The 26872-nt window shown below is 58.9% G+C and carries 25 protein-coding genes and 4 pseudogenes; 17 read left to right on the top strand and 12 right to left on the bottom strand.

The window, feature by feature from the left end; all coding sequences use genetic code 11:
* The first annotated feature begins 378 nt into the window (after positions 1-378).
* From AC5ZGW_RS39960 to AC5ZGW_RS39950, 3 genes and pseudogenes are all read left to right on the top strand, one after another.
* Positions 379-720, top strand: a pseudogene (locus tag AC5ZGW_RS39960) (type II toxin-antitoxin system PrlF family antitoxin).
* On the top strand, positions 717-1049 hold the full coding sequence (locus tag AC5ZGW_RS39955) for a type II toxin-antitoxin system YhaV family toxin (protein ID WP_245474936.1): 333 nt from the start codon (positions 717-719) through the stop codon (positions 1047-1049). The pseudogene AC5ZGW_RS39960 and the gene AC5ZGW_RS39955 overlap by 4 nt, the downstream one beginning before the upstream one ends.
* A complete protein-coding gene (locus tag AC5ZGW_RS39950) occupies positions 1027-1290 on the top strand; it encodes a type II toxin-antitoxin system YhaV family toxin (RefSeq protein ID WP_245287709.1) in 264 nt (87 codons plus the stop codon). Before AC5ZGW_RS39955 ends, AC5ZGW_RS39950 begins: the two co-directional genes overlap by 23 nt.
* A gap of 1413 nt (positions 1291-2703) precedes the next feature.
* On the opposite strand, the gene AC5ZGW_RS39945 is transcribed toward AC5ZGW_RS39950, so the two are convergent.
* Together AC5ZGW_RS39945 and AC5ZGW_RS39940 are read right to left on the bottom strand one after the other, a co-directional pair.
* Positions 2704-3396 carry a hypothetical protein gene (locus tag AC5ZGW_RS39945; RefSeq protein ID WP_155255696.1) on the bottom strand — a complete coding sequence of 231 codons (693 nt, stop codon included), beginning with the start codon at positions 3394-3396 and terminating at the stop codon, positions 2704-2706.
* Positions 3397-3872: 476 nt separating this feature from the next.
* Positions 3873-4568, bottom strand: coding sequence for a secretin N-terminal domain-containing protein (locus tag AC5ZGW_RS39940; protein WP_028169429.1), 696 nt, complete (start codon positions 4566-4568; stop codon positions 3873-3875).
* Between the two features lie 324 nt (positions 4569-4892).
* Here AC5ZGW_RS39940 and AC5ZGW_RS39935 point away from each other — a divergent pair, with 324 nt between their 5' ends.
* From AC5ZGW_RS39935 to AC5ZGW_RS39885, 11 genes are all read left to right on the top strand, one after another.
* Positions 4893-5513, top strand: a complete 621-nt coding sequence (locus AC5ZGW_RS39935) for a nodulation protein NolB (protein ID WP_245474935.1) — start codon at positions 4893-4895, stop codon at positions 5511-5513.
* A gap of 8 nt (positions 5514-5521) precedes the next feature.
* Entirely contained in the window at positions 5522-6388 is an 867-nt protein-coding gene (sctJ, locus tag AC5ZGW_RS39930) for a type III secretion system inner membrane ring lipoprotein SctJ (RefSeq protein ID WP_130228586.1), read from the top strand.
* A 10-nt stretch (positions 6389-6398) separates the two neighbouring features.
* Positions 6399-7037, top strand: a complete 639-nt coding sequence (locus AC5ZGW_RS39925) for a nodulation protein NolU (protein ID WP_130228585.1) — start codon at positions 6399-6401, stop codon at positions 7035-7037.
* Positions 7027-7650: a type III secretion system stator protein SctL gene (gene sctL / locus AC5ZGW_RS39920; RefSeq protein WP_130228584.1), complete on the top strand. Its 624-nt coding sequence runs from the start codon at positions 7027-7029 to the stop codon at positions 7648-7650. Before AC5ZGW_RS39925 ends, sctL begins: the two co-directional genes overlap by 11 nt.
* Entirely contained in the window at positions 7647-8996 is a 1350-nt protein-coding gene (gene sctN / locus AC5ZGW_RS39915; protein WP_130228583.1) for a type III secretion system ATPase SctN, read from the top strand. The genes sctL and sctN overlap by 4 nt, the downstream gene beginning before the upstream one ends.
* Positions 8972-9502 (top strand): type III secretion system stalk subunit SctO, encoded by a 531-nt coding sequence (sctO, locus tag AC5ZGW_RS39910; protein ID WP_028168814.1) that lies wholly within the window; start codon positions 8972-8974, stop codon positions 9500-9502. The genes sctN and sctO overlap by 25 nt, the downstream gene beginning before the upstream one ends.
* Positions 9503-9564: 62 nt before the next feature.
* Positions 9565-10620, top strand: a complete 1056-nt coding sequence (gene sctQ, locus AC5ZGW_RS39905; RefSeq protein WP_130228582.1) for a type III secretion system cytoplasmic ring protein SctQ — start codon at positions 9565-9567, stop codon at positions 10618-10620.
* Positions 10613-11278, top strand: coding sequence for a type III secretion system export apparatus subunit SctR (sctR, locus tag AC5ZGW_RS39900; RefSeq protein WP_028168816.1), 666 nt, complete (start codon positions 10613-10615; stop codon positions 11276-11278). The genes sctQ and sctR overlap by 8 nt, the downstream gene beginning before the upstream one ends.
* A gap of 2 nt (positions 11279-11280) precedes the next feature.
* Positions 11281-11565 (top strand): EscS/YscS/HrcS family type III secretion system export apparatus protein, encoded by a 285-nt coding sequence (locus AC5ZGW_RS39895; protein WP_028168817.1) that lies wholly within the window; start codon positions 11281-11283, stop codon positions 11563-11565.
* Positions 11566-12387, top strand: coding sequence for a type III secretion system export apparatus subunit SctT (sctT, locus tag AC5ZGW_RS39890; protein WP_028168818.1), 822 nt, complete (start codon positions 11566-11568; stop codon positions 12385-12387).
* Positions 12384-13421 (top strand): EscU/YscU/HrcU family type III secretion system export apparatus switch protein, encoded by a 1038-nt coding sequence (locus tag AC5ZGW_RS39885; protein ID WP_130228581.1) that lies wholly within the window; start codon positions 12384-12386, stop codon positions 13419-13421. The genes sctT and AC5ZGW_RS39885 overlap by 4 nt, the downstream gene beginning before the upstream one ends.
* 41 nt (positions 13422-13462) lie before the next feature.
* On the opposite strand, the gene AC5ZGW_RS39880 is transcribed toward AC5ZGW_RS39885, so the two are convergent.
* The 8 genes and pseudogenes from AC5ZGW_RS39880 to AC5ZGW_RS39845 all read right to left on the bottom strand — a co-directional run.
* Entirely contained in the window at positions 13463-14128 is a 666-nt protein-coding gene (locus tag AC5ZGW_RS39880) for a CpaD family pilus assembly lipoprotein (protein WP_028168820.1), read from the bottom strand.
* 10 nt (positions 14129-14138) lie between these two features.
* Complete coding sequence (locus AC5ZGW_RS39875; RefSeq protein ID WP_496114078.1) at positions 14139-15605, bottom strand: type II and III secretion system protein family protein; 1467 nt, start codon at positions 15603-15605, stop codon at positions 14139-14141.
* A 28-nt stretch (positions 15606-15633) separates the two neighbouring features.
* Complete coding sequence (locus AC5ZGW_RS39870; RefSeq protein ID WP_028168822.1) at positions 15634-16323, bottom strand: response regulator transcription factor; 690 nt, start codon at positions 16321-16323, stop codon at positions 15634-15636.
* A gap of 19 nt (positions 16324-16342) precedes the next feature.
* On the bottom strand, positions 16343-16732 hold the full coding sequence (locus AC5ZGW_RS39865) for a hypothetical protein (protein WP_130228580.1): 390 nt from the start codon (positions 16730-16732) through the stop codon (positions 16343-16345).
* Positions 16733-19005: 2273 nt separating this feature from the next.
* Positions 19006-19374: a winged helix-turn-helix transcriptional regulator gene (locus tag AC5ZGW_RS39860; protein ID WP_474419515.1), complete on the bottom strand. Its 369-nt coding sequence runs from the start codon at positions 19372-19374 to the stop codon at positions 19006-19008.
* A 241-nt stretch (positions 19375-19615) separates the two neighbouring features.
* Entirely contained in the window at positions 19616-19786 is a 171-nt protein-coding gene (locus tag AC5ZGW_RS39855; protein ID WP_155255612.1) for a hypothetical protein, read from the bottom strand.
* A gap of 339 nt (positions 19787-20125) precedes the next feature.
* On the bottom strand, positions 20126-20836 hold the full coding sequence (locus AC5ZGW_RS39850; RefSeq protein WP_245474934.1) for a c-type cytochrome: 711 nt from the start codon (positions 20834-20836) through the stop codon (positions 20126-20128).
* 1526 nt (positions 20837-22362) lie between these two features.
* Positions 22363-23015: pseudogene (locus tag AC5ZGW_RS39845) on the bottom strand (extracellular catalytic domain type 1 short-chain-length polyhydroxyalkanoate depolymerase); the annotation flags it as partial.
* Positions 23016-23027: 12 nt separating this feature from the next.
* On the opposite strand from AC5ZGW_RS39845, the gene AC5ZGW_RS39840 reads away from it, so the two are divergent.
* Both AC5ZGW_RS39840 and AC5ZGW_RS39835 read left to right on the top strand, forming a co-directional pair.
* Positions 23028-23645 (top strand): hypothetical protein, encoded by a 618-nt coding sequence (locus tag AC5ZGW_RS39840; RefSeq protein WP_130228579.1) that lies wholly within the window; start codon positions 23028-23030, stop codon positions 23643-23645.
* 343 nt (positions 23646-23988) lie between these two features.
* Positions 23989-25126: pseudogene (locus AC5ZGW_RS39835) on the top strand (transposase); the annotation flags it as partial.
* 48 nt (positions 25127-25174) lie between these two features.
* Here AC5ZGW_RS39835 and AC5ZGW_RS39830 read toward each other — a convergent pair.
* Entirely contained in the window at positions 25175-25711 is a 537-nt protein-coding gene (locus tag AC5ZGW_RS39830; RefSeq protein WP_051397281.1) for an NAD(P)H-dependent flavin oxidoreductase, read from the bottom strand.
* Between the two features lie 57 nt (positions 25712-25768).
* The gene (locus AC5ZGW_RS39825; RefSeq protein ID WP_028168829.1) at positions 25769-26083 is read right to left on the bottom strand and encodes a hypothetical protein; all 315 of its coding nucleotides are present in this window, start codon (positions 26081-26083) and stop codon (positions 25769-25771) included.
* A 153-nt stretch (positions 26084-26236) separates the two neighbouring features.
* Here AC5ZGW_RS39825 and AC5ZGW_RS39820 point away from each other — a divergent pair.
* Positions 26237-26872, top strand: a pseudogene (locus AC5ZGW_RS39820) (transposase); the annotation flags it as partial.

Raw genomic sequence — 26872 nt, 5'->3', positions numbered from 1 at the left:
CTCCTTCCGCGAAACGCGGACTTCTCTTGCTTCGGGAATCATCCCGATCTTGAATCACGACTCACGTTCTATGAAAAGTGGGTACTAGGGAATGACCATGGGTAACAAGCGGTGGGCCTGTGACCGACCTTGCTCTCTCAGGCTCAGTCTACGCGCCCTATGGTCTGATTCTCTGCACTGACTGCACCTGAGCCGTTGAGAGATCCTCTCCTTCGCTTGGTTGGGATGGCATTCGCATGTGGTGGGCGAAGTCCTCCTCCAGCGCGCCACGGTGTAGCGTTCATTGTCGATCTTCTCGCGGTCCCATTCCCTCGCAATCTGACGTCTCTTGACCTACAATGCAAATGCATTGCCGGGGGCAGATTATGGGAGCGGACCGTGACCAAGACGGCCGAAATCCTTGAAATCCCGCGACGCTCACGGAGCGCGGCCAAACAACCGTGCCGGTACCCATCCGTAAGATCCTGGGGTTGGGCAAGCGCGACCAGGTCGTGTTCCGCGGCCTCTCCGACGGGACCGTCGTGATAGCCAAGAAGCAAGCGCGCGCGGACGAGGGCGATCCAGTGATCGGCAAGTTTCTTAAATTGCTTGCACGAGACCATGGCCGATCAGCGGGCGCGGATTCGGCCCGTACCGAAGTCGCTGCTCGCGCGCGGCAAGGCCCTCGTCAAAGGCGTCAAGGTCGATCTCAACTCGGCTCTCCGAGATGACGAGGCGTGAGCGACGATAACCCCAAGATCAATGGTTGGACGATCTACGCGCACCCGCTATTTCTCGACCAGCTCGAGGCGATGATCGCGGCCGTCGAGAAAGCGCAAAACAAGGATCTTAAGGGATATAAGAAGAAGCGCATGGCGGAGCTTCTCGCCGCCGTCCTCAAGCTGGCGTTCGAAGATATCCCGAGCGACCCACTCGTGATGTCTACCGGCAGGGCGCCACGCTCGGCGACGAATACAGGCACTCAATTCCTGCAGCAGTTCCGCCTTTTCTTTCGATACCACCAATCGGGAAACTGCAAAGGTTATCGTGCTCGCCTGGGTAAACGATGACTCGACCCTGTCCGCCTATGAGAGCGCAAATGACGCGTATGCCGTGTTTCGGAAGATGCTGAAACGCGGAAACCCGCCTGATAGCTGCAAGGAGCTCCCGGCCGCCGCTCCGACGCCTCGACCAAGCGAAGGCTCGCGCGATCCGCGCCCAAGGGCTAAGCATGGAAACGGCGCGCGTCGATACACACACTACCCGCACATCGATACGATCAATTGCGAAAAGGTCGGACCCGTCGGGTAGGCCCAGGTCAAGGCCGGGAATGAAATTGCAAGCTTTTCGGTTGCAAAAGTCCGAAAGCTTGCATCGATGTCACCGAAGACGACGTCCAAGTGTCACGGAAGCGGTGCAGTTTCATAGGCAGTCCTCCAGGTTCAGCGCGGCTCCTTGTCTTCGACCATCACCAGCTCTTCTTCAGCAGACGACCGACGCCGCACCTTCCGGAGGAAACCAACACGGTCGCCATTGGCTCCTTGTGACACTCGTCAGGTTTTCGACAGCTAGCCCCTGCAAGATTAGTCTTGGCTCGCGCTGAAATCTCTGCCGCCCCGTACACTGGTCCGGCGCGTAACTCCGCAGATTTGCGCAGGCCCTGTATCGTCAAGAGGAGAGCAGTATGGATCCAATCGACCCATTATCAGCGAACCATCATAATGGTACGGGACATCGGGCCTCTCGTCGATTCGGACTGGGAGCACGGCTCCCGACGGACCTCGGACGTCTTGATCGACATACTTGATTACAGCGGGCTCCCGCCGACCCACTTCGTCCCAATCACACGTTTTTCCATCAACCGTGAGCCCTACACGGCCGAGCTGGGGCCGGAAGGGCCCCGCGACGTTCTTCTCGTCCATCACTCCCAAGTTGGGCAGATGGATGAAACCAGGGCATCGTCGTCTGCCAGGCCATGCCATCAGCAGCGACTGGATTTCGCGCCTGTGATCCGCGAGGGGCATTGGGATCACAACCGCGAACGTTTCGCCCCACTAGAGCTCGTCCAAGCACTGGACGACGAGGGTCTCGTGCCGAGCGCGGGCCGTCCAACGCATATCCTCATCGAAGGTGTACCCTATAGGGCCGAGTTGCAAGAAACGGACAGAGGACCGCGCGTTCGTCTCTATCCTGTTGGACGTGGCTGAATAACTCGATTGGACTGCAACCCCAAGGCCCAGCGGGTTTGGGCACCGGGTACGCGCTCCACAACCAGCTCGCAGCACGGGCATGCCCGCCTCACCAATGGGGGCTTGGAGGAGTCGCTGACGGCGCGAGGACACATGCCGATCGAGTTCTACCGGCGCTGCGACTGGCTGAAGAACTAGGACGTCGGCGCCATCACCGGCATCAACTTCGTTTCACTCGCTGCGAAGTCCGCTCGAGGTGCCTTCAAAACCCCTGCCGCTTGAGACTCGGAACGTTGCGGGGATGATGTGGGCCGTTCTCAGCTGGAATGTCCTGGCCGCGCCGACTGCCTGACCAGATCTCTGAAAGGACGCATAATTAATTGACCGGGTACAATTATCTTGGCGCGAGGCTAAGATAGCCAAGATCGTCGACGCCCAGGAGGGACGTCGCCAGGCGCTGCTGCCGTCGGCGACATCCCGAAGGTCTGTTTTCGCGGGGAGGCGCATGGCCCTGCCGCGAGCTGCTGTGGAACGTCTACCCAGTGGGTGAATCCTCACCCGAGTATCCAGGCCAGAGGCTAGGGTCCAGCGACGGGTTGATACGAACGAAATCCTCATCTCGCCATTCGGCTGTGTGGGGGACACCTATAATGGAGAAGGTTGTCGGTGAGTCTCTGCTCGGCATGAGCCCGACGCTTCTTAGCATATTCATCTGAGCGTTCGAGGCCGTTTGGGGAAAGAAGACCCAGTACTCGCTGGCACGGCGTCCGTTGTTCATGACGAAATCTCCGAGTTCGCGTGGCGCGGCCCCCGCGGACGAGGACGGCCCGGCCTGCGATGGCCCGGCCTGCAGCCCGGGATCGAGCTCCTGCCAAACTGGGTCCTTATCGAAATCGGGGGCTTCCGCCAGCGACTGAGCAAGCGGCTGCTGCGAGATGGGTCGCTGAGGGCCTTCCAGGGCGAAGGATGATGGCCCGGCTTGCGACGGCCCGGCTTGCAGGCCGGATTCGAGCTCCTGCCAAATCAGATCCTGATCGAAATATGCGGCTTTCGCCAGCGGTTCAGCAATCGCCTGCTGCGAGCTGGGCTGCTGAAAGCTTTCGCCAGTGGCCGGTAATGGCTCAGGGGAAACCGCGGCCGGCGTATGCAGATCATCCTGCCAATTCAAATGTGACGAATAGGGATGCCCGGCCTCCAAATATGGCGAATAGGCTTCGCCCTGCGGCACTGGCGACCGAGTAACGTATGGCGGAGCACTATCTTGCAATTCGCTCAGCTGGTGCTCAAAGCCCGTTGGATCGGCGGGCGGGGGTGGTAAGTCAGGCGGGGGTCCGTGTTCAGTGGGTCGATTGAGTTGAAATCCATCCTGTTCCTCCTTTGAAACATAGAGCGGCCCCGAGCCCTTGTTCGACAAAGGCCACTTGCATCGCGGCCTACGGAGAACTGTTTAGAAGACTCGCGTTGAGCCGCAGCCTGCGAGCTACCGGCAACAATGACGCCAACCCGGTTTCAGGTCATTGCGAGCATCGGGTGCCTCGACGTGCATGTCCAATACGGTGGATGGACGGCATCGCCGTCCAGACATCCGCGCTCTCATGCTAGGAGGGTGAGCTTTCGAGAAGCTGACGAGCGTCAGAAGGATTCACAATGAGCCAATGCAGACGGGCATTGACTTTCGCCAAAAGCCGCCGCGCATTCTCCATTTCATCTCTGGCCTGGCGCAGGCTCGCGCACCATGCTGTCCTGATGCGGCGCGTCGGAAGAATAGGGGGCTTCCGGTCGTCCATCGCGAATGACCATGGTCGAGGAGCCACGAAATAACTTCAGAATCGATTCCCGCGGCTGCTTATCGGCGGCGTGTGGCCGCGCCTGCGCCTCCGCCACAAGGCCACTCAGCGTTTGGTCCACGAGCGCAATAAAGCGTGGTGGACCAGAAACCAGGACGATGCCATTTCCTGGTGCCGCTCGTACAGCATAGCGCTCGTCGGAGATGTTGAGTGTATCGAGCGCCGCTTTGAATGCGTCGAAGCTGATCGGCTTCAACACAAGCAGACGACTTTGCGCCTCGCTTGCAGCAGATACGTAAAGCACGAGCCCATCATAGTACCATTGAAGATTGTAGAGGTTCGTCAAACGATCGAGGAACTCTCGCGCTGGCAGATCCGGCATTCGCCCGCGGATCCGGCCCTTCACCTCGGCGCTGACGTTGACTCTGATATTTAGGTTGTTACCGAATTCCTGCAGTGCGGCAGAGAGCTCCTGATCCAGAACCGTATAGTTATAAGGTGTCGATGGGAGCGAGAGGGAAGCATCGAACGCCGGAAGTATTCCGCTGGAAACGAAAGCTCCGACACAAAGAGCTCTCTTTAAAATGTCCAGCATCGTGGTTCGCACAAGCATTCCCTAGTTCCTTCGACCTCAGAACAAGAGCTGAGATTCGGCCAATTTGGAAACAAACGTGATCTTTAGATGACGCAAACCTTGGCGTGTTCGTCGGCTTGTCGTCAGTTCGCCCTTCTAGGGTATTGACCCGTTAGGTGGCAACACGCCTAGTCTCAACACCGCCGCTTGGTGATGGTGGTGCGCGCAGCAGCTGGATGATGTCAGCCGATGGAGCGTGCGCGAGACGGGTGGAAGTGCTTCGGTCAAAGCCGTTCATAAATGCGTATGCGTCAATAAGACTTCGCTCAAGCTGGAAGCCGAACGTGATCTTTAAATGGCCTTATGGCTCGCGTGTTCGTCAGCTTGCGGTCAGCTCGCCTCTTTACGGTGCTGACTCATCAATTCTTAACAACGGCGTGCCTCATCGGCGCCAAACCAATGACACCTTCGATCATGCTAGCCGCTACGCCGATCTCCCTGAACCCTGCCGAAGGCCTCTCCGGGCTCTGCCAGCCGGCAGCAATCGGCGCGCAGAGCCAGTTTCAGCAGGCTCTAATGCACGTCGCTTCGACGTCAGGCGCTGTCTCCTCGGTCACAGATAAGGCAGCGTCCGTTCCTGCGATGTCGGAGGTTCAGCGTGCAACAGTGCAGGCGAGTCCGCCTGGCGAGCGCGTGCTCCAGGCGCTCTCTTCGATGTACCGGGGCAGTCCCGTTCCTTCTGCAGCGAGCGGCGGCGTGGCCGCCATTTCGAAGGTCGTGCAACCTGGGCCGGCCGCTCAGCCGCTTTCGCCGCCGCAGCCCGTGGGGGCGAGCCCTGCGGGCAAACCGGAAGGGGTGCTCGACTTTGACGCGATGGTTGCGAGTCTGCGAGACGTTTACAAAGGTGTCGTCGAGGTTTCGCTCGTCTCCAAGAGTACCAGTGCCGTCAGCTCATCTATGAACAAATTGCTATCGGCGGGCTGAGTTCGTTGATGACTGGTTCCATCTGCGGACAAAGCGGCCATGTCCGCCCATTCGCTCAATGGTTGCGTGCTTTTACCGTGCTGCCGCTCCTGCTCCTTCTGCTCGGCTGTAAGGCTGAGCTCTACACCAAAGTGCAGGAGCGTGAGGCCAATGAGATGCTTGCGCTCCTGCTAAGTAAGGGAGTCGATGCGGTCCGTGTCACTGCCAAGGACGGGACCAGCACGATCCAGGTCGAGGAGAAGCAGCTAGCGTTTTCGATCGAGCTGCTAAATTTAGAAGGGCTGCCGCGCCAGCCTTTCAAGAACCTCGGCGAGGTGTTCAAAGGATCGGGCCTGGTTGCCTCGCCGACCGAGGAGCGCGCTCGCTTCGTTTACGCCCTGAGCGAAGAATTGTCGCGCACGATCAGCGATATCGACGGCGTCATATCCGCGCGTGTCCACGTTGTTTTGCCGAAAAATGATCTGTTGCGCCAGGACACGATGCCGTCCTCTGCGTCGGTGTTCATTCGACATAACTCCAATGCAAAGCTCTCGGCTCTGCTGCCGCAGATCAAGATGCTGGTCGCCAACAGTATCGAGGGCCTATCCTATGACAAGGTGGCGGTGGTCTTTGTACCGGTTGAACGGGCTCCGCTTGAACGGCCGTCGCCCTTGCCAGCTGCTTCCGCTCAGTCGAGCAAATCCATTTCAGCCCCGCTACTTGCGGCCGGTGTCGGCGTGGCCGGCGCTGCGCTCGGCCTTCTCTGCTACATATTCCTTGGTTCTCGTATGCGTCAGGGTGCCCAGCCAGCGCGCGCGCTAGCCAGACTGGGCACCCCTTCGAGCACGCCGGCTATCCAAGCTCCCGGTAAAAAGATCGCCTCCGACAGGGCATAGGGGTGTGCAAATGCCTATACCGCTGCGATCCGCCGAATCTCATACTTGGTCCGAATCGTCCTGTGAAGGACTGCGCGAGCTCGCTGCCTCGACCCATCTGAGCCAATTTGCTGCCCGTCTTGACGCGCGGCTGTCGGCTTCGACTTTGCTCCGGCTACAGAAGAGCGCGAGGCTGCAGGTAAGACTGGCCGAAATGCTGCTTGGTAATGGAATGGACGCGAGCAGCAGCAACTGGGGAAGAGATCTTCTGCTCGGCCATGATCCGAATAGGGCTGCTTTGCTTGCCGGCAGTATCTGGCATGCTCGCTCGCTCCTAAAGCTCGTCTCAAAGCAGGATCTCGCAATTCTGCTTGGACGTATCGGGGCAGAAGCGCACGCTTTCGGTATCCGGCACTTGGCCAGCGCGGTCGCAACCACCGCTACTGCTGATCCGGAACAACTTTCGCAACAGATTGAACACGATGGCCATGCCTGCCTAGGTGCTTGGCTCGACGAAGCCTCTTCGCTTGACCGCACGCGCATTTTGCTACGCTCGCCCATAGGCACTGCTGTCGAGAATCCAGCGGCCGAACACCGCAATGCCGCGGGCCCGTTGCTTTCCTTGGTGATAACCCATTTGTCGAGGGAGACGCCACGGCATGACGGCTGATGACCCAGCGCTGCCGGTGGCCCCCCAGATACGTCCGCTCGGGCCATTTATACGGGCTGCCGAGCTCGGGATCTGGTGCGATGCCGTCGAAGCGCGCGCGGCCGCCGAGCGGCATCTTCAACGCGTTCGCGGCTGGGGACGGACAGCTTATCAGCGGGAACGGGCGCGCGGCCGAGCGGATGGCTTCAAGAGCGGCGCCGAAGAAATGTCTCGGCTGATCGCGCAGGCTGCTTCCACGCTTGCGCAGCGAAAAGCTATTCTGGAGCAGGAATTGCCCCAGCTTGTCATGGAGATCGTAAGCGATCTGCTGGGCGCGTTTGATCCAGGCGAGATGTTGGTGAGGACCGTTCGTCATGCGATCGAGCAAAAATATGGTAGCGCGGAAGTGTGCCTTCATGTCTCTCCTTTGAAAGCTGATGCGCTGGCGCGCGAGTTCGCTGCCTGGGATGGACAGGAGGGCCGGCCGAAAGTGCGGATTGACCCGGATCCGGCTCTAACGACGGACCAGTGCGTGTTGTGGAGCGAATTTGGCAATGTCGATCTTGGACTTGCTGCGCAGCTCCGGGCTCTGCGCCTTGGTTTGGGTTTGCCTTCAAAGGAAGACGAGCCATGACAACATCGGCGACCGATGCGGTCGCAGAGAGGAATCTGCACGCCGCGCTATCGTCTTTGAAATCTACAGCAAAGCAGATCGACACGCGTGCTGTACGAGGGCGGATCACACGGGCGGTCGGCACCTTGCTTCATGCCGTCTTGCCAGAGGCGCGCATAGGGGAGCTTTGCCTGTTGCGGGATTCCCGCACCGGGTGGTCGCTCGAGGCCGAGGTGATCGGCCTACTGCAAGATGGGGTATTGCTCACTCCTATCGGTGACATGGCGGGCTTATCCAGCCGAGCAGAAGTGGTCCCGACCGGGCGAATGCATGAAGTTCCGGTCGGCCCCGACTTGCTTGGCCGGGTGATCGACAGCTTCGGCCGTCCGATCGACGGAAAGGGTCCAATCAAGGCCGCTCAAACTCGTCCGCTGCGCGGTAAGGCTCCAAACCCAATGACAAGGCGCGCTATCGAGCGGCCATTCCCACTCGGCGTCCGTGTCTTGGATGGGCTTCTGACATGTGGCGAGGGGCAGCGGATCGGCATCTACGGAGACCCAGGGTGCGGTAAGTCGACGCTTCTGTCGCAGATTGTAAAAGGCGCGGCTGCCGATGCCACCGTAGTCGCGTTGATCGGCGAGCGCGGTCGTGAAGTGCGCGAATTCATCGAGCAGCACCTCGGTGAGGCGGCGCTTCGCCGCACCGTCGTTGTGGTTGAGACCTCCGACCGCTCGGCAATGGAACGAGCGCAATGCGCTCACATGGCGACAGCACTCGCCGAATATTTTCGTGATGAAGGACTTCGCGTCGTCCTGATGATGGATTCATTGACGCGCTTTAGCCGCGCCATGCGCGAAATCGGCCTTGCGGCAGGAGAGCCGCCGACGCGGCGCGGCTTTCCGCCGTCGGTTTTTGCGATGCTTCCTGGCCTCTTAGAGCGTGCCGGCATGGGCGAGCGCGGCTCAATCACGGCCTTCTATACCGTGCTTGTCGAAGGCGACGGCTCGGGTGATCCAATCGCCGAAGAGTCGCGAGGCATTCTTGATGGCCACGTTGTTCTCTCACGCGTTTTGGCAGCGCGCGAGCATTTTCCCGCCATTGACGTGTTGTCGAGCCGCAGCCGCGTGATGAATGCAGTCGTCTCTGTGTCGCATCGCAAGGCAGCTTCCTTCTTCCGTGATCTGCTCTCGCGCTACGCCGAGGCCGAGTTCTTGGTGAAGGTTGGCGAATATAAGCAAGGCAGTGATCCTCTGACAGATCGGGCAATTAATTCGATCGAGGAGTTGCGGAAATTTCTGCGTCAGAGCGGAGACGAGGCATCAAGCTTTGAGGAGACGTTCACATGGATGTCACGTCTGACCGCGTGAATCGTGTCTATGCCTCGAAATTGCGGCTCGTGAAGGATATGAGACAGCGGAGCGCCCTTCGTGAGGTGTCCAACATGGAAGCCAAGCTTCGCACCGCCCTCCAAGCGGTGGAACAAGCTGTCCAGGATCTGGCGACGGCCGAGAAAAACCGAGCGGCGCTCGAAGGAGAGCTTTACCGAGAGCTGGCATCGTTTGATTCGCTGTCTGTCGAGGAGCTCGATCGTCGCTGTCACATCGTCACTGAACGGCTCAAAGCTGAGGTCGCACGAGCACGCGGAAGGCTTGAGGAAGTGCGCGACGCTCAAGAGCAGGCCAAGACGTCGGTCCTCGACGCACGGACCATTTTGACCAAGTGCTCGGCGGCGAGTTACAAATGGCAGCAAATTGAGGGCGACGTTCAGCGCGCGAGTGATTCCCATTCGGAAGCGGAAGCCGAGATAGAGGCCGACGACGAGGTCTTGCTTCGGTATCGCAGTAGTACGCGTACCCACACGGCTAGCGACTGAATCTGATGGCTTCTTCTCTTATGCTAGCGAAAGCGCCTCGTCTTGTAGACGGGCCTGCGAGCATGGCTCCGGGCGACGAATCGGAGTTTGAACCGGGGCTAACCCTGTCGCATGCCGTCGTCTCCTGGCTCAACGAGATCGCCGCTTCCCGCAAGCCTCTGCAAACCCGTCTCGGCGATAAGTCGCTATCGGTGCAGATGGCACGGCTTGTCTGGGACGCCGAGCCGTGTGCCGTATCGATGCTCAACTGCTCTTGGGTTCTCGGACATGAAACGATCATCTTATCGTTGCCCCGTCCGCTCATAGAGGGGCTGATCGCGACAGTGCAGAGCGAGCTTGGCCTACCTTCGGAGCCAACTCGTTCGCTCCTCGTCGAACTTGCACTCGATCCGTTGCTCGATCAGCTAGAGAGTCTGACACAACAAAGCTTGCGGCTGATCTGCGTGAGCGAAGCAACGGCTCAGGGTCCTTATCTGGAGCTCGAAATCACCTACGGCCCATTCAAAGGCAAAGCGCGCCTGTTCCTGTTCTCACCTCTCGATGGTTCAGTTCCACCCGCGTTTCGCGCGTTAGGCGGACTGCTCAGTCAGCTGCCGCGAGAGGCACGCCAGCTTCCTCCAGAATTGCCTGTCATCGTTAAGGGAGAGATCGGCTCGCTCCGTGCTACGGTCGCGCTGCTAGGCAAAGCAAATGCAGGAGACGCTCTATTGCCGGACGTATTACCCTTCGCCCGTGGCCAAGCCATCCTCAAGGCGGGAACCTTATGGGCCCCGGCACATATTGCAGACGATCGCTTGATCGCGCGAGGGGCATTCCGCCTCCAACCATATCCCCTTGAGTGTACACATATGATGACCAAATCCGAAAAGAGCCGCCCACCCTCTGAAAACGATCTCGACAACATCGAGATCACGCTGGTTTTCGAATGCGGCCGGTGGACTGTCGCACTCGGGGCCTTGAGAAATATCAGCGAAGGACATGTGTTCGAACTTGGCCGGCCGTTCGACGGACCGGTCGATATCCTTGCCAACGGCCACCGCATCGGCCGCGGCGACATCGTACGCATCGGCGAGGAGCTCGGCATCCGGCTGCGCGGCAAGTTGGCGGTCAATGACTGACATTCAACCGGGAATTCTTGGACTCCTTGCGCTCACAGCTGGCCTTGGCCTGCTCGCGTTCGTTGTCGTAACAAGCACAGCGTTTATAAAGGTATCCGTCGTGCTCTTCCTCGTTCGCAACGCGCTCGGGACTCAATCTATCCCACCGAACCTCGTTCTATATGGCGCGGCACTGATCCTGACGGTTTTCATTGGCGCGCCGGTGATTGAACAGACCTATAATCGCATTTCTGCGCCACAACTCCGCTACCAAACGGTCGATGATTGGGTGAGCGCCGCAAAGGAGGGGCAGGAGCCGCTGCGCGATTATCTCAAGAAGTTCACCGCTGACGAGCAGCGCCGGTTCTTCCTGGCTTCAACCGAACAGGTCTGGCCCGAGGACATGCGCGGCAACGTGAGCGCCGATGATTTGGTCATTCTGGTGCCATCTTTTCTAATTTCAGAACTCAAGCGTGGCTTCGAAATTGGTTTTCTTCTCTATCTGCCCTTTATCACCATAGATCTGATCGTGACGACCATCTTGATGGCCATGGGTATGTCGATGGTTTCGCCGACGGTGATATCCGTGCCTTTCAAGCTGTTTCTATTCGTCTCAATCGACGGCTGGTCACGGCTCATGCACGGGCTGGTGCTCAGTTACACAACACCGGGAGGCTGAACATGGATGAGGCGAGCATTCTCACTCATATGAGCCGTTCACTTGTGCTCTTCATGATCTGGGTTCTACCACCGCTCATCGCTGCGGTCGTTGTCGGCCTGGTTGTCGGCATCATCCAAGCGGCAACGCAGCTTCAGGATCAAACCTTGCCACTGACTGTGAAGCTTCTTGTCGTTGTCGCGGTGATCGCGTTGTTCTCTCCGGTGCTCAGCGCCGCGTTGATCAAGGAAGCAGAGCAGGCATTTACCGACTTTCCCGCACTCACGGCAAGCATTAGCCGACGGTAGATGAACCTCCCTTCACCCGCCGAGACGCAAGCTCTGATCCAGGAGGCGATCGAGCTCGTCCTTGCAGGTGGCCTCGCAGCAGCCCGGGCCCTTGGCATTATGCTGGTCCTTCCTGTATTTACGCGGCCGCGCATTAGCGGGCTGGTCCGTGGCTGCGTGACCTTTGCGATGGGACTGCCATGCCTGTTGCAGATCAGGCACGGCTTGCAGTCGCTGGATCAGGGCTCCCGGCTGATCAGTGTCACGCTCCTCGGTTTGAAAGAGGTGTTCGTCGGCCTGCTCATCGGCCTTTTGCTCAGTATTCCGCTATGGAGCATCCAAGCAGTGGGTGAGCTCATCGACACCCAACGGGGAATTACGAACCCTGTTGCTTCTGATGATCCCGCGACGCGCGGCCAAGCTTCGGCGACAGCGGTGTTACTCGGTACCACCGCGATTGCGATTTTCGTTCTAGCCGGGGGATTGGAGAACGTGATTACGGGCCTTTATGGCAGTTATCTGATCTGGCCCGTATATCGGCTGATGCCTAGTCTGACCGCGCAAGGCGCGATGGAATGTCTGCGGCTTCTCGATCACATCATGCATACGACGCTACTGGTCTCTGGCCCGGTGTTGGCATTCCTGCTGCTGCTTGATGTATCGGTGATGATACTTGGGCGGTTTGCACCGCAAATCAAACTGAACGATGTCTCTCCCACCATGAAGAACCTGGCCTATGGGATCATCATGGTAAGTTACGCCACCTTCCTCGTCGAATATATGGGATCGGAGATCAGTCAGTCCAACACCGTGCTCAAGTTGTTCGAGAAGCTCCTGAAATGAGTGGCTCGAGCGAAGAGAAGAAGCTCCCTCCCACTCCCAAGAAGCTAAAAGATGCGCGCAAGAAAGGGCAGAGCCCGCGCAGCGCCGATTTGGTCAGCGCAGTCAGCGTTTGCGCCGGTTTCGGCTGCCTCTGGTTAAGAGCGGCCCCCATCGAGATCAAGTGGCATGAAACGATGCGGCTCATCGACAAACTGCAGGCTCAGCCGTTCACTAGCGCGGTCCAGCAGGCGCTGGGCGGCTTGATCGACCTATTTTTTTCGGCCGTTGCTCCATTCCTCGGGGCCGGTGTTGCCGCTGGTATTCTAGCGGGAGTCTTGGCCAATGGTGGATTAAACGTCTCTTTCGAGTCCTTAAAGCCGAAATTCGAGAAATTGGATCCCATCAAGGGGCTCAAGCGGATTGCGTCTAAGCGGTCGCTCATTGAACTCTCGAAGTCGCTTCTTAAGGTGGGCATTCTTGGCGCCAGCTTTCTGCTCACGGTTGTCGCTAGTTGGAAGGCGCTGGTGTACTTGCCGGTCTGCGGTATGGGGTGTCTCAGTTTCGTGTTCACTGAGATCAAATTGCTGACGGAAATTGCTGCTGGTGCTTTTCTGATCGGCGGATTGGCAGATCTCCTTATCCAGCGCTGGTTGTTCTTGCAGGACATGCGCATGACGGAGACCGAGGCCAAGCGCGAATCGAAGGAACAGCAGGGCAATCCGCAGGTCAAACGCGAACACCGTCGCCTTCGTCAGGAGACAGCGAACGAGCCTCCACTTGGCGTCCATCGTGCCACATTGATACTGACAGGGCAGGCGATCTTGATTGGCCTCCGCTACGTTCGTAGCGAGACCGGCGTGCCGATCGTGGTTTGCCGTGGTGAGGGCGAACTTGCCTCACGATTGCTTGCCGAGGCGCAGTCGCTGCACCTCAGCATTGTCCAGGACCCGGCCCTGGCGCGTCAGCTCATCCGGAGTGCGAAGCTGGGCAACGCTGTTCCTTCGAAGTGCTTCGAAGGGGTTGCGAAAGCACTCTATTCCGCCGGGCTTGTCTAGATATCGCGTATGGCAGAAATCATTGCGCCATCCGACGTGCACTATCGAGGCGACTGTACATCCCTCGTCGCCGGTGACGCGGCTTCTGGCGACGCCCTGTTGCCAATTCCAGCTTCCATGTCGCTCTTGTTGCGCTGTCCCATGGACCCATATGTGGCAACAGGAACGGCGGCACGATCGCCTGTTGTTGCCATGACAGCTCTATTGTCCAGCAGGTCGCCCGGATCGTTGACCATGACTCCCAGATTGTTGCGGATTGAGCAGCCAAGGGTTTGGTCGAACGAATTGTCGTTGACTGAAGGAGCAATGATGGCAAGCGACGGACAGACGGGAGGACGTGCTTCATAGACAGTAGCCTGGATTCGCACCGCGAAGCCAAGAGGCCGGTCGAGGCGAGGGCCGAACAGGCGGATGTTGTAAGGGGCAAGGCCCATTGCGCGGGCCTCGCTGGCTACCTGCGCGGCGAGCCGGGGCGAGCCGATGATATCGAGATGGATCGCATCAAACCGACCGCGACTGTTGTTGGCAATGAACTCTCTCAGTCGATACCGCTCGAGCCCACGGAGGCTCTGCAGCACCAAGACGCTGTTCTGCTGCTGCACCATGGTTCCTTGTTCAGACGGAAAGGTGTTGATCGTAGCAGTGCTTGTGCAGCCGCCTAGGCTCGTCATCAGAACGAACAGATGCGGCAGGGCTCGTACAGTCATTCGACGATCCTCATTCGATAATAAAACCGGCGCCGCCTGTCGCGCCTGGTACACTGGTGCGCGGAGCGTCGCGGCCCCGCGGCGGCCTTGCCAACGTGTTCGTTAAGATGCGCCCCATATCTGAGGGTGGTCCGATGCGATCGGTCGGAGCGCTCATCCGGTTCGCGTTGGATGCGGGCCGCACGATGTAAGGCGTGACAATAATAACGAGCTCCGTCTCCTGCTTTTGAAAGGACGAAGAGCGAAACAGCGCACCGAGAATGGGCACGTCGCCCAACCAGGGAAAAGTACTGATATCCGTGCTGAAGTTACGCCTGATTAGCCCGCCTATTGCAAAGCTTTGTCCGCTCCCAAGCTCGATAACGGTCTCCGCCCGTCTTGTAGAGAGGGCCGGCACGGCCATACCGTTCAATTTGACCTCACCTTCCTTCGAAATCTCGCTGACCTCAGGCTTCACGCGGACATTGATTTGATTGTTGTTAAGAACGGTCGGGACGAACTCGAGGCTCACTCCAAAATGACGAAATTGGATCGAAACCTGTCGGTTGTCCTGCATGACCGGAATTGGGAATTCGCCGCCGGCCAGGAAGCTCGCGGACTCACCGGACATTGCGGTGAGATTCGGTTCAGCGAGTACGGAAGCGAGGTGCTCGCTGGCTAGCGCGTCGAGAACAGCGCCGACGTTGATATTACCAGCGCTGAGGCCGATCCCTACCTTGCCGCCGCCGCTCGCCGTGCCGGAAGCAGCACCTTTGCCGCTGCTAAAGCCGAAAACGAAAGTGCCATTCTGGCCCAAAGCGGAGAGGTTGATGCCGAGCTCCTTCATAGCGCTGCGCGAGACTTCCGCCACGCGCACGCTCAGATTGACCTGTAACGACCCGGCGACCTGAATCTTATTGACGACCAGCGCACCCGCACCGAGAAACTGCTCCGTAACCCTCACGGCAGTGGCGACGACATCGGCATTGGGAGCCATACCGCTAAGGATCGCGCCACGCGGGGTATAGCTGACTTGGATCGGATAGTCACCGACCTGGGCCTTGAGCATGGCACGCAGATCCTCGATCGGCTGTGTTACGACGACACGAAACTCGGCGAGAGCCTCCCCGTTGTCGTTCAAAGCGAACAGGCTGGTCCGTCCGGACTTCTTGCCAAAGACGAAGATGGTCGTGTTCGACGGCGCCTGATAATCCGCGATCGTCGGGTCGGCAACAAAGATGCTCGCGGCCGGCCCAGGCAGATGAATTGTCTTGCCGAGCGAGGAGGAAAGGTCCAGCGTTCCATTAATGCTGCTAGGAGCCGCATGCGGCGGCCCCTCTCTAGCATCCCGCGTCGTCTGAGCTGCGGCAGTTAGTGGTGATAGGAAAGCGACCGCGCACAGGAGGTGGGAAAGAGAAGGATAAACGACAGACCACAGGGCACTGGCGACGATCGAGCGTCGATCGCTGCCACCCTCATTATTAAGAGCGATCTTCAAGGGAGTCTTTGCTTTCAACTTCGATCGACTAGGCGGCCGATGCCACGCTATTCAATTCAAGGATATAACCGATGCCGCGTGCGGTCGTGATCCGTAGGGTCGCACCCGACTGACTCAAATGACGGCGTAAGCGATAGATCGCGACTTCAAGCGCATTGGTCGAGACCTCGTTGTCAAACGCATAGAGGCTATCCTCTAGCGACAGCCGCGGCACGGTACGGCCAGCGCGGCTGAGGAGATGCTCAAGAATGCACAATTCGCGGCGCGCAATCCTGAGCGGCCGACCACCAACTGAAGCTTGCCGGGCGATCGGATCGAACTTCAGATTGCCAAATGTGACCACGGGGGCTGTCATTTGCGTTGACCGCCTCAGAATGGCTCGCATCCGGGCGATGAGTTCATCAGTAGATACAGGCTTGGGTAGGAAATCGTCTGCACCACCATTGAAAATGGCGATCCGTCGACCGAGGTCATTGAGGCTGCTCATCACTATTGCAGGCATCAAATGTCCGTCGCGTCTCAACCGCTTCAGCCAGTCCAAGCCGTTTCCATCTGGTAGAGCCAACTCGAGCAGGAGAATGTCGTAGTTGGCGTAGCCCAGAGCGGTCGCCGCATCATCCAGAGTGGGTGCCAGATCAACGGCGAAACCGCAATCCGAGAGCGCGCTTTGGACAGCGCGCGCTAGGTCCTCATCATGATCAACCACTAGCGTTCGCATTTCATTGCCCCTTCTCAAGTCATGCCAAAATATCGAGCAGATCACCGTCGATGATGAAGCCGAGCGAGACTGAGTTGTCCCGAGTCAACGTAAACGTCCGGAGACGGGATCGATGAAGAAGAGCAATGTTGCCAACGGCCGGCCTCATCTGCGGATTAGAAATTTCGGCCGTCTGCTGTGGATCGCATGCGCGCTTGGCAACTCTTAGCGTGGTGTGGATGCCGGGAGGTTGGCTGGAATGAGTCAAAGCATCGAGGGCTGTGGCAGCACCCCGCCGCAACTGCGCGCCAATCGCGGCAATGCTTCCGGTCATTGGTCGGGCGATGGCCTCGCCAGCAGGCGCAGCTGAACGCAAAGCACCAGAGCGAATGGCTGGATTTGCATCCGAACTGATACGAGACATCAACATTTTGAGCTCCCGTGTTGGCCAGAGCCTGCGGTGAGGCTTGCTATGCCGTCGACCCATCGAGGTCGCTTAGTCATGACAAAATGGAACTTCGAACGCGTGCAGGCGCCTCGCGTCCCGCAGTCGGCCGCTCTTTCAGAAGCCACTAACGCGGGACGAACTAACCAATGCGCCCCCGAGCTAGGAAAACACGCCTCGGTCGGGGCGGTGGCGTATTTGGGGAGGGCCAGAATTCTCGACCTTCAGCCAGATCCGACGCGGCGCCCAGGCGGCAGCCGATCGGGCACACCAAATAGTGGCGAGTCCGTTCCCGTAGAGGCGTTGTCAGACATGTGGTCTGGGTGGTTCCGCCGCCTGCATTCCACCTCTGGCGATGAATGCCGGCGGATGTCGAGGTTGTACAGAGCTTCGTTGCCCGCCCGGCAACAGGGACGCGAAGACAGCGGGTCCTGCTCTCTAGCTCCTGCTGTTGTAGCCTCAACTGAGCCGGCGCTGGTCGCGTGTCAGGCGCATAGGCTACGTTGCCAACACGGGTGCGGGTGGACTGATCGAGGAGCGTGAGGGAGTCGAGCGGCGTGAACCTAGGGTTTGGAGACATTCGCAATTCTTGCTACCTGTCATAAAGTGTTGTCGCGACGCATTGTCGCGACTCGTGTCGGAAACCTTACAATCTGACGCTACGTGCGATTCAAGTCCCTTATCGAGTTCGTTGATGAATATCTTTAAAGCTCGCAGGCCGGCTGAGGCGGCCAGCACAGGAACTTGGAGAAAAGCAACGCGATGCCTCAGAACAGCAAGGCATTTTCGGGGAGCCAGAGGGCTCTCAACGGTGCCGAGAGTCGTTTTTAGTTGTCGTCTGGACGGAACCCCGACGCTGTCATGATGCGCGATAGCTTCAGTACGGCTCACTCCAGGGTCGCAATTGCGAGATGAATATGAATAACTTTTGCGATCATCATGTTGCGTCCTACGACCTCAGCAACAACATCGCGCGCGCCAATTCATTTCAATTCGCTCCAAACTTGGGCATAAGTCAAAAAGCAAGCTTCGGGCTGCATCAATTGCTGATGCTTAAAAGGCCGAGCCCATTTGTTCGACGTCTTTGCAGTCGCATACGCTGACCGCCATCGGCGCACCGACGCAATGAAGAACCCGTGCGCATCGCACTGATGCGCAGTGCGTTCGGCCAGCCTCTGCAGGATCTCCAATGCCCGACCGAGCCTCGCCGCTGGCAGGCTATCGGTCTGCTGGTGGAGGGCTGAGAATTCGAGCGGCTCGACGTTACAGGTCTGAGACATTTCGCAACCTATCTGTCAGGTAGTGTCGCGACCTGCGTCGGAATCCCTACAATTGGCTGCGTACATTCAAGTCCTTCCGGGCTCGTTGCGATCCTAAGGCTCGCAGGCCTCTTGATGAACCCGATGGTAGAAGACTTGGAGAGAAGGGACTACGAGGTCTCGAAGCAGCAAGTGTTGCGCGAGCCCAGAGGCATTCACTTCCGATCAGATTCACAGTTCATCCTCTGTTAGGACGACGGAGCCCCCGGTTGCTCAATCCGCGCTCGGGTGGGGAGGGCACGAGCTGAAAACCGACGCCATTGTCGATCGTAGCAAGCGCCCCGAGGCGGGCGACAGCCTTCGATAGATCCCCGCAATCTACTCACCCGTATCGGCGGGCAGTGCGCAACTCGCTCGCTGCTCTTGTCACCCCAACCCTCTCTTCCACACAAGCGGGAAACACGTGCGAGACTGGTCAATTTCATGTTCCGAAACTCCAATTTTCCTGGCGATTTCGATCGCATAAAATGTCAGTAGTCATACTACGATCGATGCGGCGCTTTGTATGCTTTTGTTCGCAACGGTAATGAGGATCTCTCGCGAATGTGATCGCCCGCTACCCGAGATTCTAGCGATCGTCGGAAAGCTTCGACTGCAACCAATGGGCCGATTCAGGTATCGCCACATCAGTTTCGGTGACCCGGCCAGCGCCAAGCAAAATCGTCCTAAACCTCGATCGCCGATCAAATGCTACTTGGGATATCAGAACGAAACTGCGGCTTCTCGCTTACTCCTCTAGTAGCTCAAGATGACCGAGATTGTTTGGTCTGCAGCGAGTTCGGAATGGGCCTGTCACCCGCTCAGCAATACCAACGTAGTCATGTGAAGTTCTGTCGTTCCACCTAAAGACTCTTTTATCTCATTCCACGCCCGGCCGGATCAACCAGCGAGCCAAGCTTGTTATCTGCTGTCCAGTGGTATTGCCTCTGTTTCTTCAGTTTAGCGCGGCGACCCTTGCTGCGACTCCGGGAGGACTCTGCGCGGACTGAATGAAGATAGCTTTGCCCGCTCATTGGAAGTAGGTCGTCGTCGGTTACGAGAAAGAACTCTTCTCCACACTCGCCAAGAGCGACCAGAACTCGGTCGCAAACCTTGGCCTTTCTCGGTCAACACGTATGCGTTGTATGGGCTGCCATCGGAAGTGGGGACGACTTTAAAGACCCCGTATCGTACGAGGTCTCGGAGCCTCGCGGAGAGTATGTTCTTGGCCAATCCGAGGCTCTTCTGGAATTCGCCGAACCTGTTCAGTCCCTCGAATGCGTCGCGTACTATGAGGAGCGACCACCCATCACCGACCACATCTAGCATTCTCGCGACAGCGCAGCCGGCCTTTCTGTGGCTGGTTCGCCTTACCATCCGATCCGACCCTTGCTTGCGCCTCACCATGTGAGCTCACGGATAGCGGCGCGATTCATGATCGAGCAAACTCCAGTGCGGCAGGCCGGAGGAAGACAGCGTCCGTTCGACCAAATCTTGTATCCGATTGTCCATGCCGACCCGACACGGCGGCAGATTGGCCAGTCGAGGCCTCCACTGGCCACGCGGCCACCTATTGCAGCAACACGATGACAACGCGCTGGTTCTGGTGGACGATGTAGGACAAGCTCTTGCCGATATCGATGCCGATTGCGGTGGGCGAAGCCTCGAGCTTCCGTGATATGGCGTGCTCCTTGTCTTCGGTGCCCCCTGCCAGGATTCGCTGCTGGCAGGGCGGGAGCACGGCCGGACCATTCCATTAGCGAGGCGTTCGCATGGACGTCCGCGTAGCGTCGGAATGACCAGGCGCTCTTTGATATCGCAGCCGGGATCGATCATTCTGTCAATGGTAAGGCCGTTAAGGACTACACCTGCAGAGCGAGCGGGCGCCCAACGTTCAGTGGCGATTCAGCACGGCACGCCAAGGTGCGCCGGAAGGCCTGACAGTTTGGATATTGGGTCACGGCCTTGCGATTGCGGACCCATCTGTCAGGCCAGCAGGCGGCATGCGCTCGAAGCCCGCCGAATGTGGGCGCTTTCGCAGTGAAATGCGCGCATTTTTTTAAGCGAGGCATTCATTTAGTTAACGATCGCTTTCGGAGTCAGGCATGTGCGTCAGATACTCGTAGATGGCACCCAGTTCGTCATCGTCCATCTTGCCGAACGTACGCCAATTCATCTTTTCGTCGAATTCGTGTCCGCTCGGGTCTTTGCCCGTGCGGAGAGTGGCGATGAACTCTTCCCGGCTCCAATCCGCGACCAGGCTCAATCCTGGCCCGACCGGCGCCCATTGATCTTGGACACCGCCGGTCAACTGCTGACCGTGGCATTCCCGGCAGTCATAATAGGACAGGATGTATTCGCCGTACTGGATGGTCGGTGCTTTGGGCGGCGCCGTGACGACGCCGATCTTGACTGGTTTGCCGGACGGAAACTGGCCGATTCCCACCATGACAAGGCCGAGAAGATTGAGCTCCTCGGCTGGCTGCGGCGTGGCCGCACCAGCCGCCGGGAGCCGGCGGATATAGGCGATTAGCGCGCGGATGTCCTCATCACTCAGATTGCCGGCATTGGTACGCGATGTCATGATCATGAGACGACGGCCTTCGGCGTCGATGCCATTGCGAATGGCCCGGAAAATCTGCCCATCCGACCACTTTTTCAAGGGCCCCGCCGGTGTGAGATTGCACGATATAAACGCGCCCAGAGATAGACCGGCAGATGCTTGCCGTATCTTTGCCTCCCGTGAAAGTCCCGGTCGGTGAATGACAGCCTCCGCAGAAACTGTCGGCAATGGCCCGGCCGCGCTGAATCTGTGCGTCGCTTCCCCCGACCCGCAGCTCCGGCACCGGCGCACGGCGCGAATAATACTGTTTGTAGTGTCCTACAGAGGTGGCGACGCAGGTCAGGAACAGGACGCCGGCGATGACCCCGGTCAACCCCGCCCCAAGCCATCGCGATATTTCCTTCACCTGCCGAAGGCGGAGGCTGAGGCAAGCGAAGAGGACACTGCCAGCGAGCAGCACCGCAAGCAAAACGAGATTATGCATGTCGTTTATCGGGCCGTGATTTGCTCAGAGACGAACCTGTCCCGCGGACGAGGATTACTGAAGCGCTGCCGCCATTCTGAGCTGGGCGGCCTGAACAGGTTGTTGAACTCGGCTGCTCTGGTTCGTGGATGGAGGCGCTACTCGTTTTCGATTCCATAGTGACGACCGCTCATTTGAGCGCGCGAGGCGCTGCGATTGCGATCGTCGAAAGCTAGTGCGGCATGGGACCGTACGACAGAATGCATTCAGCCGAATATTGTGTCCGATTGTCCGTGCCGTAGAACGAACAGATGGACATTCTCGGCGACCTACTCGATCCCATCGCTCCGCAGCTGGATCAATCGCTTGGCCCTGCGAAAAAGTTGGGGGTAGATGTAAGGCCGGCTCAACAATCCTCAGGCGAACCAGGACCAACCGACGCAGTGACAGGCCGCCTCAGGGTCAAGACGCGACCTCGCGAGGAGGCCGCTTTTGGCGCGCAAAACGGACGCCTGAGCTGATGGCCAGGTCGGGCGAAAGGTCAAAAGTAGTCCCCCATGTCATCCTCAGAGGCTCCGTAGCGGGCCGATGGCGTGACGGTAATTAGCATCCACCCTGAAAGCCACCTATGGGGTGGGAAATGCACCTGATTTCTTTGCCCATTTCAACAAGTCCTTGAAATCACAGCAGATGCGACCGCCCTCCGAGCGCACCAACGACATAAGTCATTAATGCGAAAAGCCATTCGCGAAGACTTATTCCCACGTTGTTACCCAAGAGCGAGTGCTATTGCTTGTCCGCACAAATTCCCCTGTTTGATCTCGCGCGTCCTGATCAAGGGTATTTTCTTGTGGTCGCACCACCGTTTGGACCAACGCCCCGCAAGAGAGAACCATTCATTGCTCACGAGAGGACAGTAGCGTAGCCCAGAGTGAAAATCGGCGGGTTTGCCCATTATGCGGTTCGCGAGCTCCATCAGAGGACTAGAAGAGTAGCGGTGCTGTCGGCACCTCGCCCGACCAAATGTTTGTTGGCCGGGTACTCAGATGTTAGCTGAGACGTGCGCTTCCGGATGAGATTTGCCGCCCCGCGGTTGGACGGAGCAGGCTGTAATCGCAAATTTCAAACGATGGAGGCGGTCCTTCGCGGCGTGTGACCGCTCAAAATGCGAGCTGACGGGAAGGGCAGTTCGTGGGCGCAAACCGGACATTCGGCCGAACCCGCACGTCGTAAAAGGGCCGACCCGATGGCGTCCGCTTCCCATTGGCAGGGACGGAAAGCGGACCCCGCTCTAGTTTCGCCTCTCGGGGAGCGAATGCTCGAGGAAGAAACGCAGCATTTCCCTCGTTGCATCCGGTCCGTCCGGATCTGTAGGAGCCGGCGGGGCTGCCTCCCGACCATGCGTGTCCGGCTCCGTGGATTTCCCAGTGCTCCAGGCGTCCGCCGGCATCGGTATGGACGGTGCGGGTGTAGTCATGTCCTCCCGGTACCCGTCCTCGATGCACCCTCTCTTTCGTGCTCGTGCCGCCGATGGACTGCCGGACGATTCGATCGCCATTGTTCGAACGCACCGTGGTGTCGCGATCGCCGTGGAAGACAATCGTCGGGATGGGCGGGCCGTCGCCCGGCATTGCCTCGGGCCCGCCGCCTTGCCGCATGGCGAGCAGCGCGGAGGGAAGGTCCGTGGCGGCCCCGCAGGCCAGTCCGGAATGTATGCCGATCGCCGCGTACAGATCGCCGTAGGTGGATCCCATAACGGCGGGCCGCGGCCCCGGCCGACAGTCCGCCGACGTAGACGCGCCGTGGATCGACCGCATGATCGCGCATGACCTGGCGAGTGATGCCAGCGATGAGCGAGCGTTCGCCTCCGCCCCGCTGCTGGTCGGCGGGACGAAACCAATTCCAGCATTTCGCCTGGTTCGCTTCGGCCCGCTGCGCAGGATATCCACCACAGCGATGACGCATATTCTTTGCGGAAGTTTCGCAACAGCAACTGCGCTAACCAATGAGCTTGTCGCCTTGGCAGATGAGAAGGGGGCTTCGTTCTGGAAGGCATATGGAATGATGCACCAAGGTTGCGTATTGGCCATGACCGGCAAAGCCCCGAAGGCGGACCAAATGTTTACTTCCGGGTTCAATGCGCTGCGGGCAACGGGAACTACACTGTATATGCCGTGTCACTTATCATTGTTGGCGGTGGCCTATGCCAAACTTGGACGAAGCAATGACGCTTGGCGCTGCCTTGGCGAAGCAACAACGACAATGGAAACAGGCGGAGAACGTTGGTTCGAAGCAGAAATCCACCGGACCGCTGGAGAAATCGAGCTGATGGAGCCGGAGCTGGACGCGGCGAAAGCAGAAGCGTATTTCGAGCGTGCGCGCGCGGTCGCCCGCAAGCAACGAGCAAAGTCCTGGGAACTGCGTGCGGCTATGAGCATGGCGCGGCTCAGGCGTGGTCAAGGGAAGCGGAATGAGGCCCGAGAACTCCTCGCTCCAATCTACGGTTGGTTCACCGAGGGCTTTGACACGTTGGACTTGAAGCAGGCCAAGGCCTTACTCTACGAGCTAGCATAAGACTTGTGGCGCAAGCGCCTCGGGCGCGCCGACAAGGTGATCGAATAACCCCCATTTGCTGCGGTGCATGAGTCCGGTATTGGCCCAGGCCGTGTGAAAATCGCGCAACTTGGGGCGCACCGGCGCATTTCGCGGCCGCCGAACTTCTGATTGGATGGAACCGACCTCTCATCTCAGTGGCAACCAGGAGCTTCATATAGGCGCTGCCGGCCTCACGCCCGCATCGCTTCCAGCAATCCGCCTACGCCCACGATCGTCATCACGCGCTTCATGTTGTAGGCGGGCCCTGAGCTGCCAGAAGCGATGAGCCCAGCAATGTGTCAATCGGCTCGCAAATTTTGCATGCCGAATGACACGTTCCGAACGGCGGTTGTGCGAAGACGTGCACCTGAACCTTGCTTACCGCTGGTTCTGTCGGCTCAGGTTGGACGGCGAGGTGCCGGACCACTCGACGTTCTCCAAAAACAGGCATGGCCGCTTCCGCGGCTGCGATCTGTTGCGAAAGCTGTTCGAGACCGTGGTCCAGCGCTGCATGGCAGAAGGAGCAGCTTTTGCAGTCGATGCAAGCTCGATTGCCGCCAACCAACAAGCAGCGCGCAGTTGCCGGGTCTGACGATGTTATGGGAGCTATGCCCGAACGCGCCGCTCTGTTCGAGAGTACTTCGACACCCTGAATGAGGCCGCTTGGGGCGCGGCGAGTGACACGGTACCAAAGTTCACCTCTAAGTCGGACCCGGCCGCGCAATGGACAGGCGCTCACAAGGGGCATGCCTTCTTCGCCTGCGCCAACAACTACCTCATCGACCTGAAGGCAGCGATTATCATGGATGTCGAGGCGACGCGCGCCATCCGACAGGCCGAGGTCGGGGCGGCACGCACAATGATCGAGCGCAGTGAAGAGCGCCTTGAGCTCTGTTGCGAACGCGTTGTCGCCGACAGTGCCTATGGAACGGTAGAGATGCTGGGCTGGCTGGTCGACGAGCAAGGCGATCGAACCGCACATTCCGGCATTCGACAAATCGGCCCGTACCGACGGCACGTTCTCGCGCGACGACTTCGCCTATGATCAGCAAAGCGACGTCTACATCTGCCCGGCTGGCAAAGTGCTGGCCTCCACCGGGACCTTGGTGAATGATGGAGCGACACTGCTGTACCGGGCCAGCAAACATGTTTGCGATGACTGCGAACTGAAGTCGCGGTGTTGTCCGAAGATGCCCTCCCGCAAGGTCCCGCGTTCAATCCATGAAAAGGCTCGAGACGTGGCGCGCGAGATCGCCAGAACTGATGCCTATGTCAGATCTCGGCGCGAACGGAAGAAAATCGAGATGCTCTTTGCCCATCTCAAGCGCATTCTCCGCCTCGACCGGCTCAGGCTAAGAGGTCCCTTGGGCGCTCGCGACGAGTTCCTCCTCGCTGCCACAGCGCAGAATTTACGTAAGCTCGCAAAGCTGATCCCGCTGCCAACGCTCCAGCACGCTTAGGCACAATCAACCACCCGTGCGCCCAGCGCGTTCTCCGAACCTGAATTATCACTTCGCGGACTTCTTCAACACAATCGTGCCGCCGGCGGCAATGACTGGAATTCCAACGGCGTCACGCACTGGTGGGATTAGTACGAACGTGCCGAGCTGACCGCGAATGTGACCCCCGGCCTCATGGCCCTGCGCGACGATCAGATCAAAGCCTGCCGCCTCGGCGATCTGCGCGTCTTCCGTACTGCCTACAACTTGGATGGCGACCGCACCTGCCGCCTTCACCTGCTCAACATAGCGAGACGCATCGCCCCAAAGGAAAGAGATAATGGGGACTCCTTTGGCGAGCGCCACCGCCAACTGGTCTTCAAAAGGAAAGCCGAGAACGAAGTTGACGCCAAATGGCGCTGTCGTGCGCTCCCTGATGGTTCTAATGGCGATGCGTAACTCCTCAGTCGATCGCCACGTCCCGGCAATCTGACCAATGCTACCCGCGTTGCATACCGCGACCGCGAGATCAGGACTTGCGATCGAACCAATCGGGGCCTGAAAGAGCAGTCGCTGGCTCGTGAGCCAATGAGGTGAGCGTGTCATCTCTTGGATTCTTCAGCCGATGCCGCAATGGTCAGAAACTTCATCAGCCCGAACAGATCATAATAAAAACATCTGAGCGCGACGCAGCTGCTCCTTTTCGATGGCATAGTCGGCGAGCGTCTCGGTCTCGAACGCCACTCCATCCGGGCTCAAGCATTTCCACACGTAGTTGACGATCACCCGTCCAGTGGTGCTGGTCGCAATCACGCGAGCATCCATGCGGCGACGCTCTTCGGTAGGCTGCAGCGGAAACCAAATGGATGCAAACCTCTCCTGCATTTTCGGAATGGTCGCTCCAGTAAAGAAGCCGCCATACGGCAGACCTGGCTGCCAGTGAAACTCGATTTCCGGATGATAGAGGTTCTGCAGCAAGCCACGATCGCAGGATCGTAAGCATCAGGTCTGCATTTGCCTGTTCCTGAGGGGCGCATTGCCTCATCAAGAATGTTACCGGAGAACTGACCGTCAGGATTGGGGCGGCGACACCGAATCGGATCGGTGTCACCGATGGCAGGACGGATCAGCATGGGTGCTCGGCGCGAGCTCACGGCGGCGGTGGTAGAGCGCTATCGATTGGCAGGGCGGGCAGATAAGGGGCGCATACTCGACGAGCTTTGCGCGGTGACCGGCTGGCATCGCAAGCACGCGGTCCGGGCGCTTGCCAGCCATGTCGCAATTTCGCCGGAGGCCAGGCGGCAGCGAAGGCCGACCTACGGCGCCAAGATCAGGGATGCGCTGGTGGCCTTGTGGGAGGTCTCGGATCGAATCTGCGGCAAGCGGCTGAAGGTAATGATTCCGACGTTGCTGCCTTCGCTGGAGCGGCATGGCCGGCTCAAGCTCGACCAGGCCAATCGAGCGCTGGTGCTCGGCGTGAGTGCAGCCACGATTGATCGCCTGCTGGTCGAGACCAAAATTGCCGCGGCCGGCGGTAAGCGCCGGCGGGTCGGGTTTTATTCGGCGGTCCGCCGTGAAGTGCCGATCCGGACGTTCAATGACTGGCACGATCCGCCGCCGGGGTTCTGCGAGGTCGACATGGTGGCGCATGGCGGCACATCTGTAGCTGGCTCGTTCATTCAGACGTTGACGATGGTCGACGTCGCGACTGGTTGGACCGAGTGCATGCCGCTGGTGACGCGCGAGGGCGGCCTCGTCGTGCGAGCC

The organism is Bradyrhizobium sp. Crot121 (assembly GCF_059512385.1).
This window is presented reverse-complemented; position numbering and strand designations above follow the sequence as displayed.

Excerpts from the sequence above, each read along its gene's own strand:
- AC5ZGW_RS39940 (WP_028169429.1), bottom strand. The coding sequence starts at position 4,568 with ATGCTTGTGCGAACCACGATGCTGGACATTTTAAAGAGAGCTCTTTGT.
- AC5ZGW_RS39935 (WP_245474935.1), top strand. The coding sequence starts at position 4,893 with ATGGCTCGCGTGTTCGTCAGCTTGCGGTCAGCTCGCCTCTTTACGGTG.
- sctJ (WP_130228586.1), top strand. The coding sequence starts at position 5,522 with ATGACTGGTTCCATCTGCGGACAAAGCGGCCATGTCCGCCCATTCGCT.
- AC5ZGW_RS39925 (WP_130228585.1), top strand. The coding sequence starts at position 6,399 with ATGCCTATACCGCTGCGATCCGCCGAATCTCATACTTGGTCCGAATCG.
- sctL (WP_130228584.1), top strand. The coding sequence starts at position 7,027 with ATGACGGCTGATGACCCAGCGCTGCCGGTGGCCCCCCAGATACGTCCG.
- sctN (WP_130228583.1), top strand. The coding sequence starts at position 7,647 with ATGACAACATCGGCGACCGATGCGGTCGCAGAGAGGAATCTGCACGCC.
- sctO (WP_028168814.1), top strand. The coding sequence starts at position 8,972 with ATGGATGTCACGTCTGACCGCGTGAATCGTGTCTATGCCTCGAAATTG.
- sctQ (WP_130228582.1), top strand. The coding sequence starts at position 9,565 with ATGGCTCCGGGCGACGAATCGGAGTTTGAACCGGGGCTAACCCTGTCG.
- sctR (WP_028168816.1), top strand. The coding sequence starts at position 10,613 with ATGACTGACATTCAACCGGGAATTCTTGGACTCCTTGCGCTCACAGCT.
- AC5ZGW_RS39895 (WP_028168817.1), top strand. The coding sequence starts at position 11,281 with ATGGATGAGGCGAGCATTCTCACTCATATGAGCCGTTCACTTGTGCTC.
- sctT (WP_028168818.1), top strand. The coding sequence starts at position 11,566 with ATGAACCTCCCTTCACCCGCCGAGACGCAAGCTCTGATCCAGGAGGCG.
- AC5ZGW_RS39885 (WP_130228581.1), top strand. The coding sequence starts at position 12,384 with ATGAGTGGCTCGAGCGAAGAGAAGAAGCTCCCTCCCACTCCCAAGAAG.
- AC5ZGW_RS39880 (WP_028168820.1), bottom strand. The coding sequence starts at position 14,128 with ATGACTGTACGAGCCCTGCCGCATCTGTTCGTTCTGATGACGAGCCTA.
- AC5ZGW_RS39870 (WP_028168822.1), bottom strand. The coding sequence starts at position 16,323 with ATGCGAACGCTAGTGGTTGATCATGATGAGGACCTAGCGCGCGCTGTC.
- AC5ZGW_RS39865 (WP_130228580.1), bottom strand. The coding sequence starts at position 16,732 with ATGTTGATGTCTCGTATCAGTTCGGATGCAAATCCAGCCATTCGCTCT.
- AC5ZGW_RS39860 (WP_474419515.1), bottom strand. The coding sequence starts at position 19,374 with ATGCTAGATGTGGTCGGTGATGGGTGGTCGCTCCTCATAGTACGCGAC.
- AC5ZGW_RS39840 (WP_130228579.1), top strand. The coding sequence starts at position 23,028 with ATGACGCATATTCTTTGCGGAAGTTTCGCAACAGCAACTGCGCTAACC.
- AC5ZGW_RS39830 (WP_051397281.1), bottom strand. The coding sequence starts at position 25,711 with ATGACACGCTCACCTCATTGGCTCACGAGCCAGCGACTGCTCTTTCAG.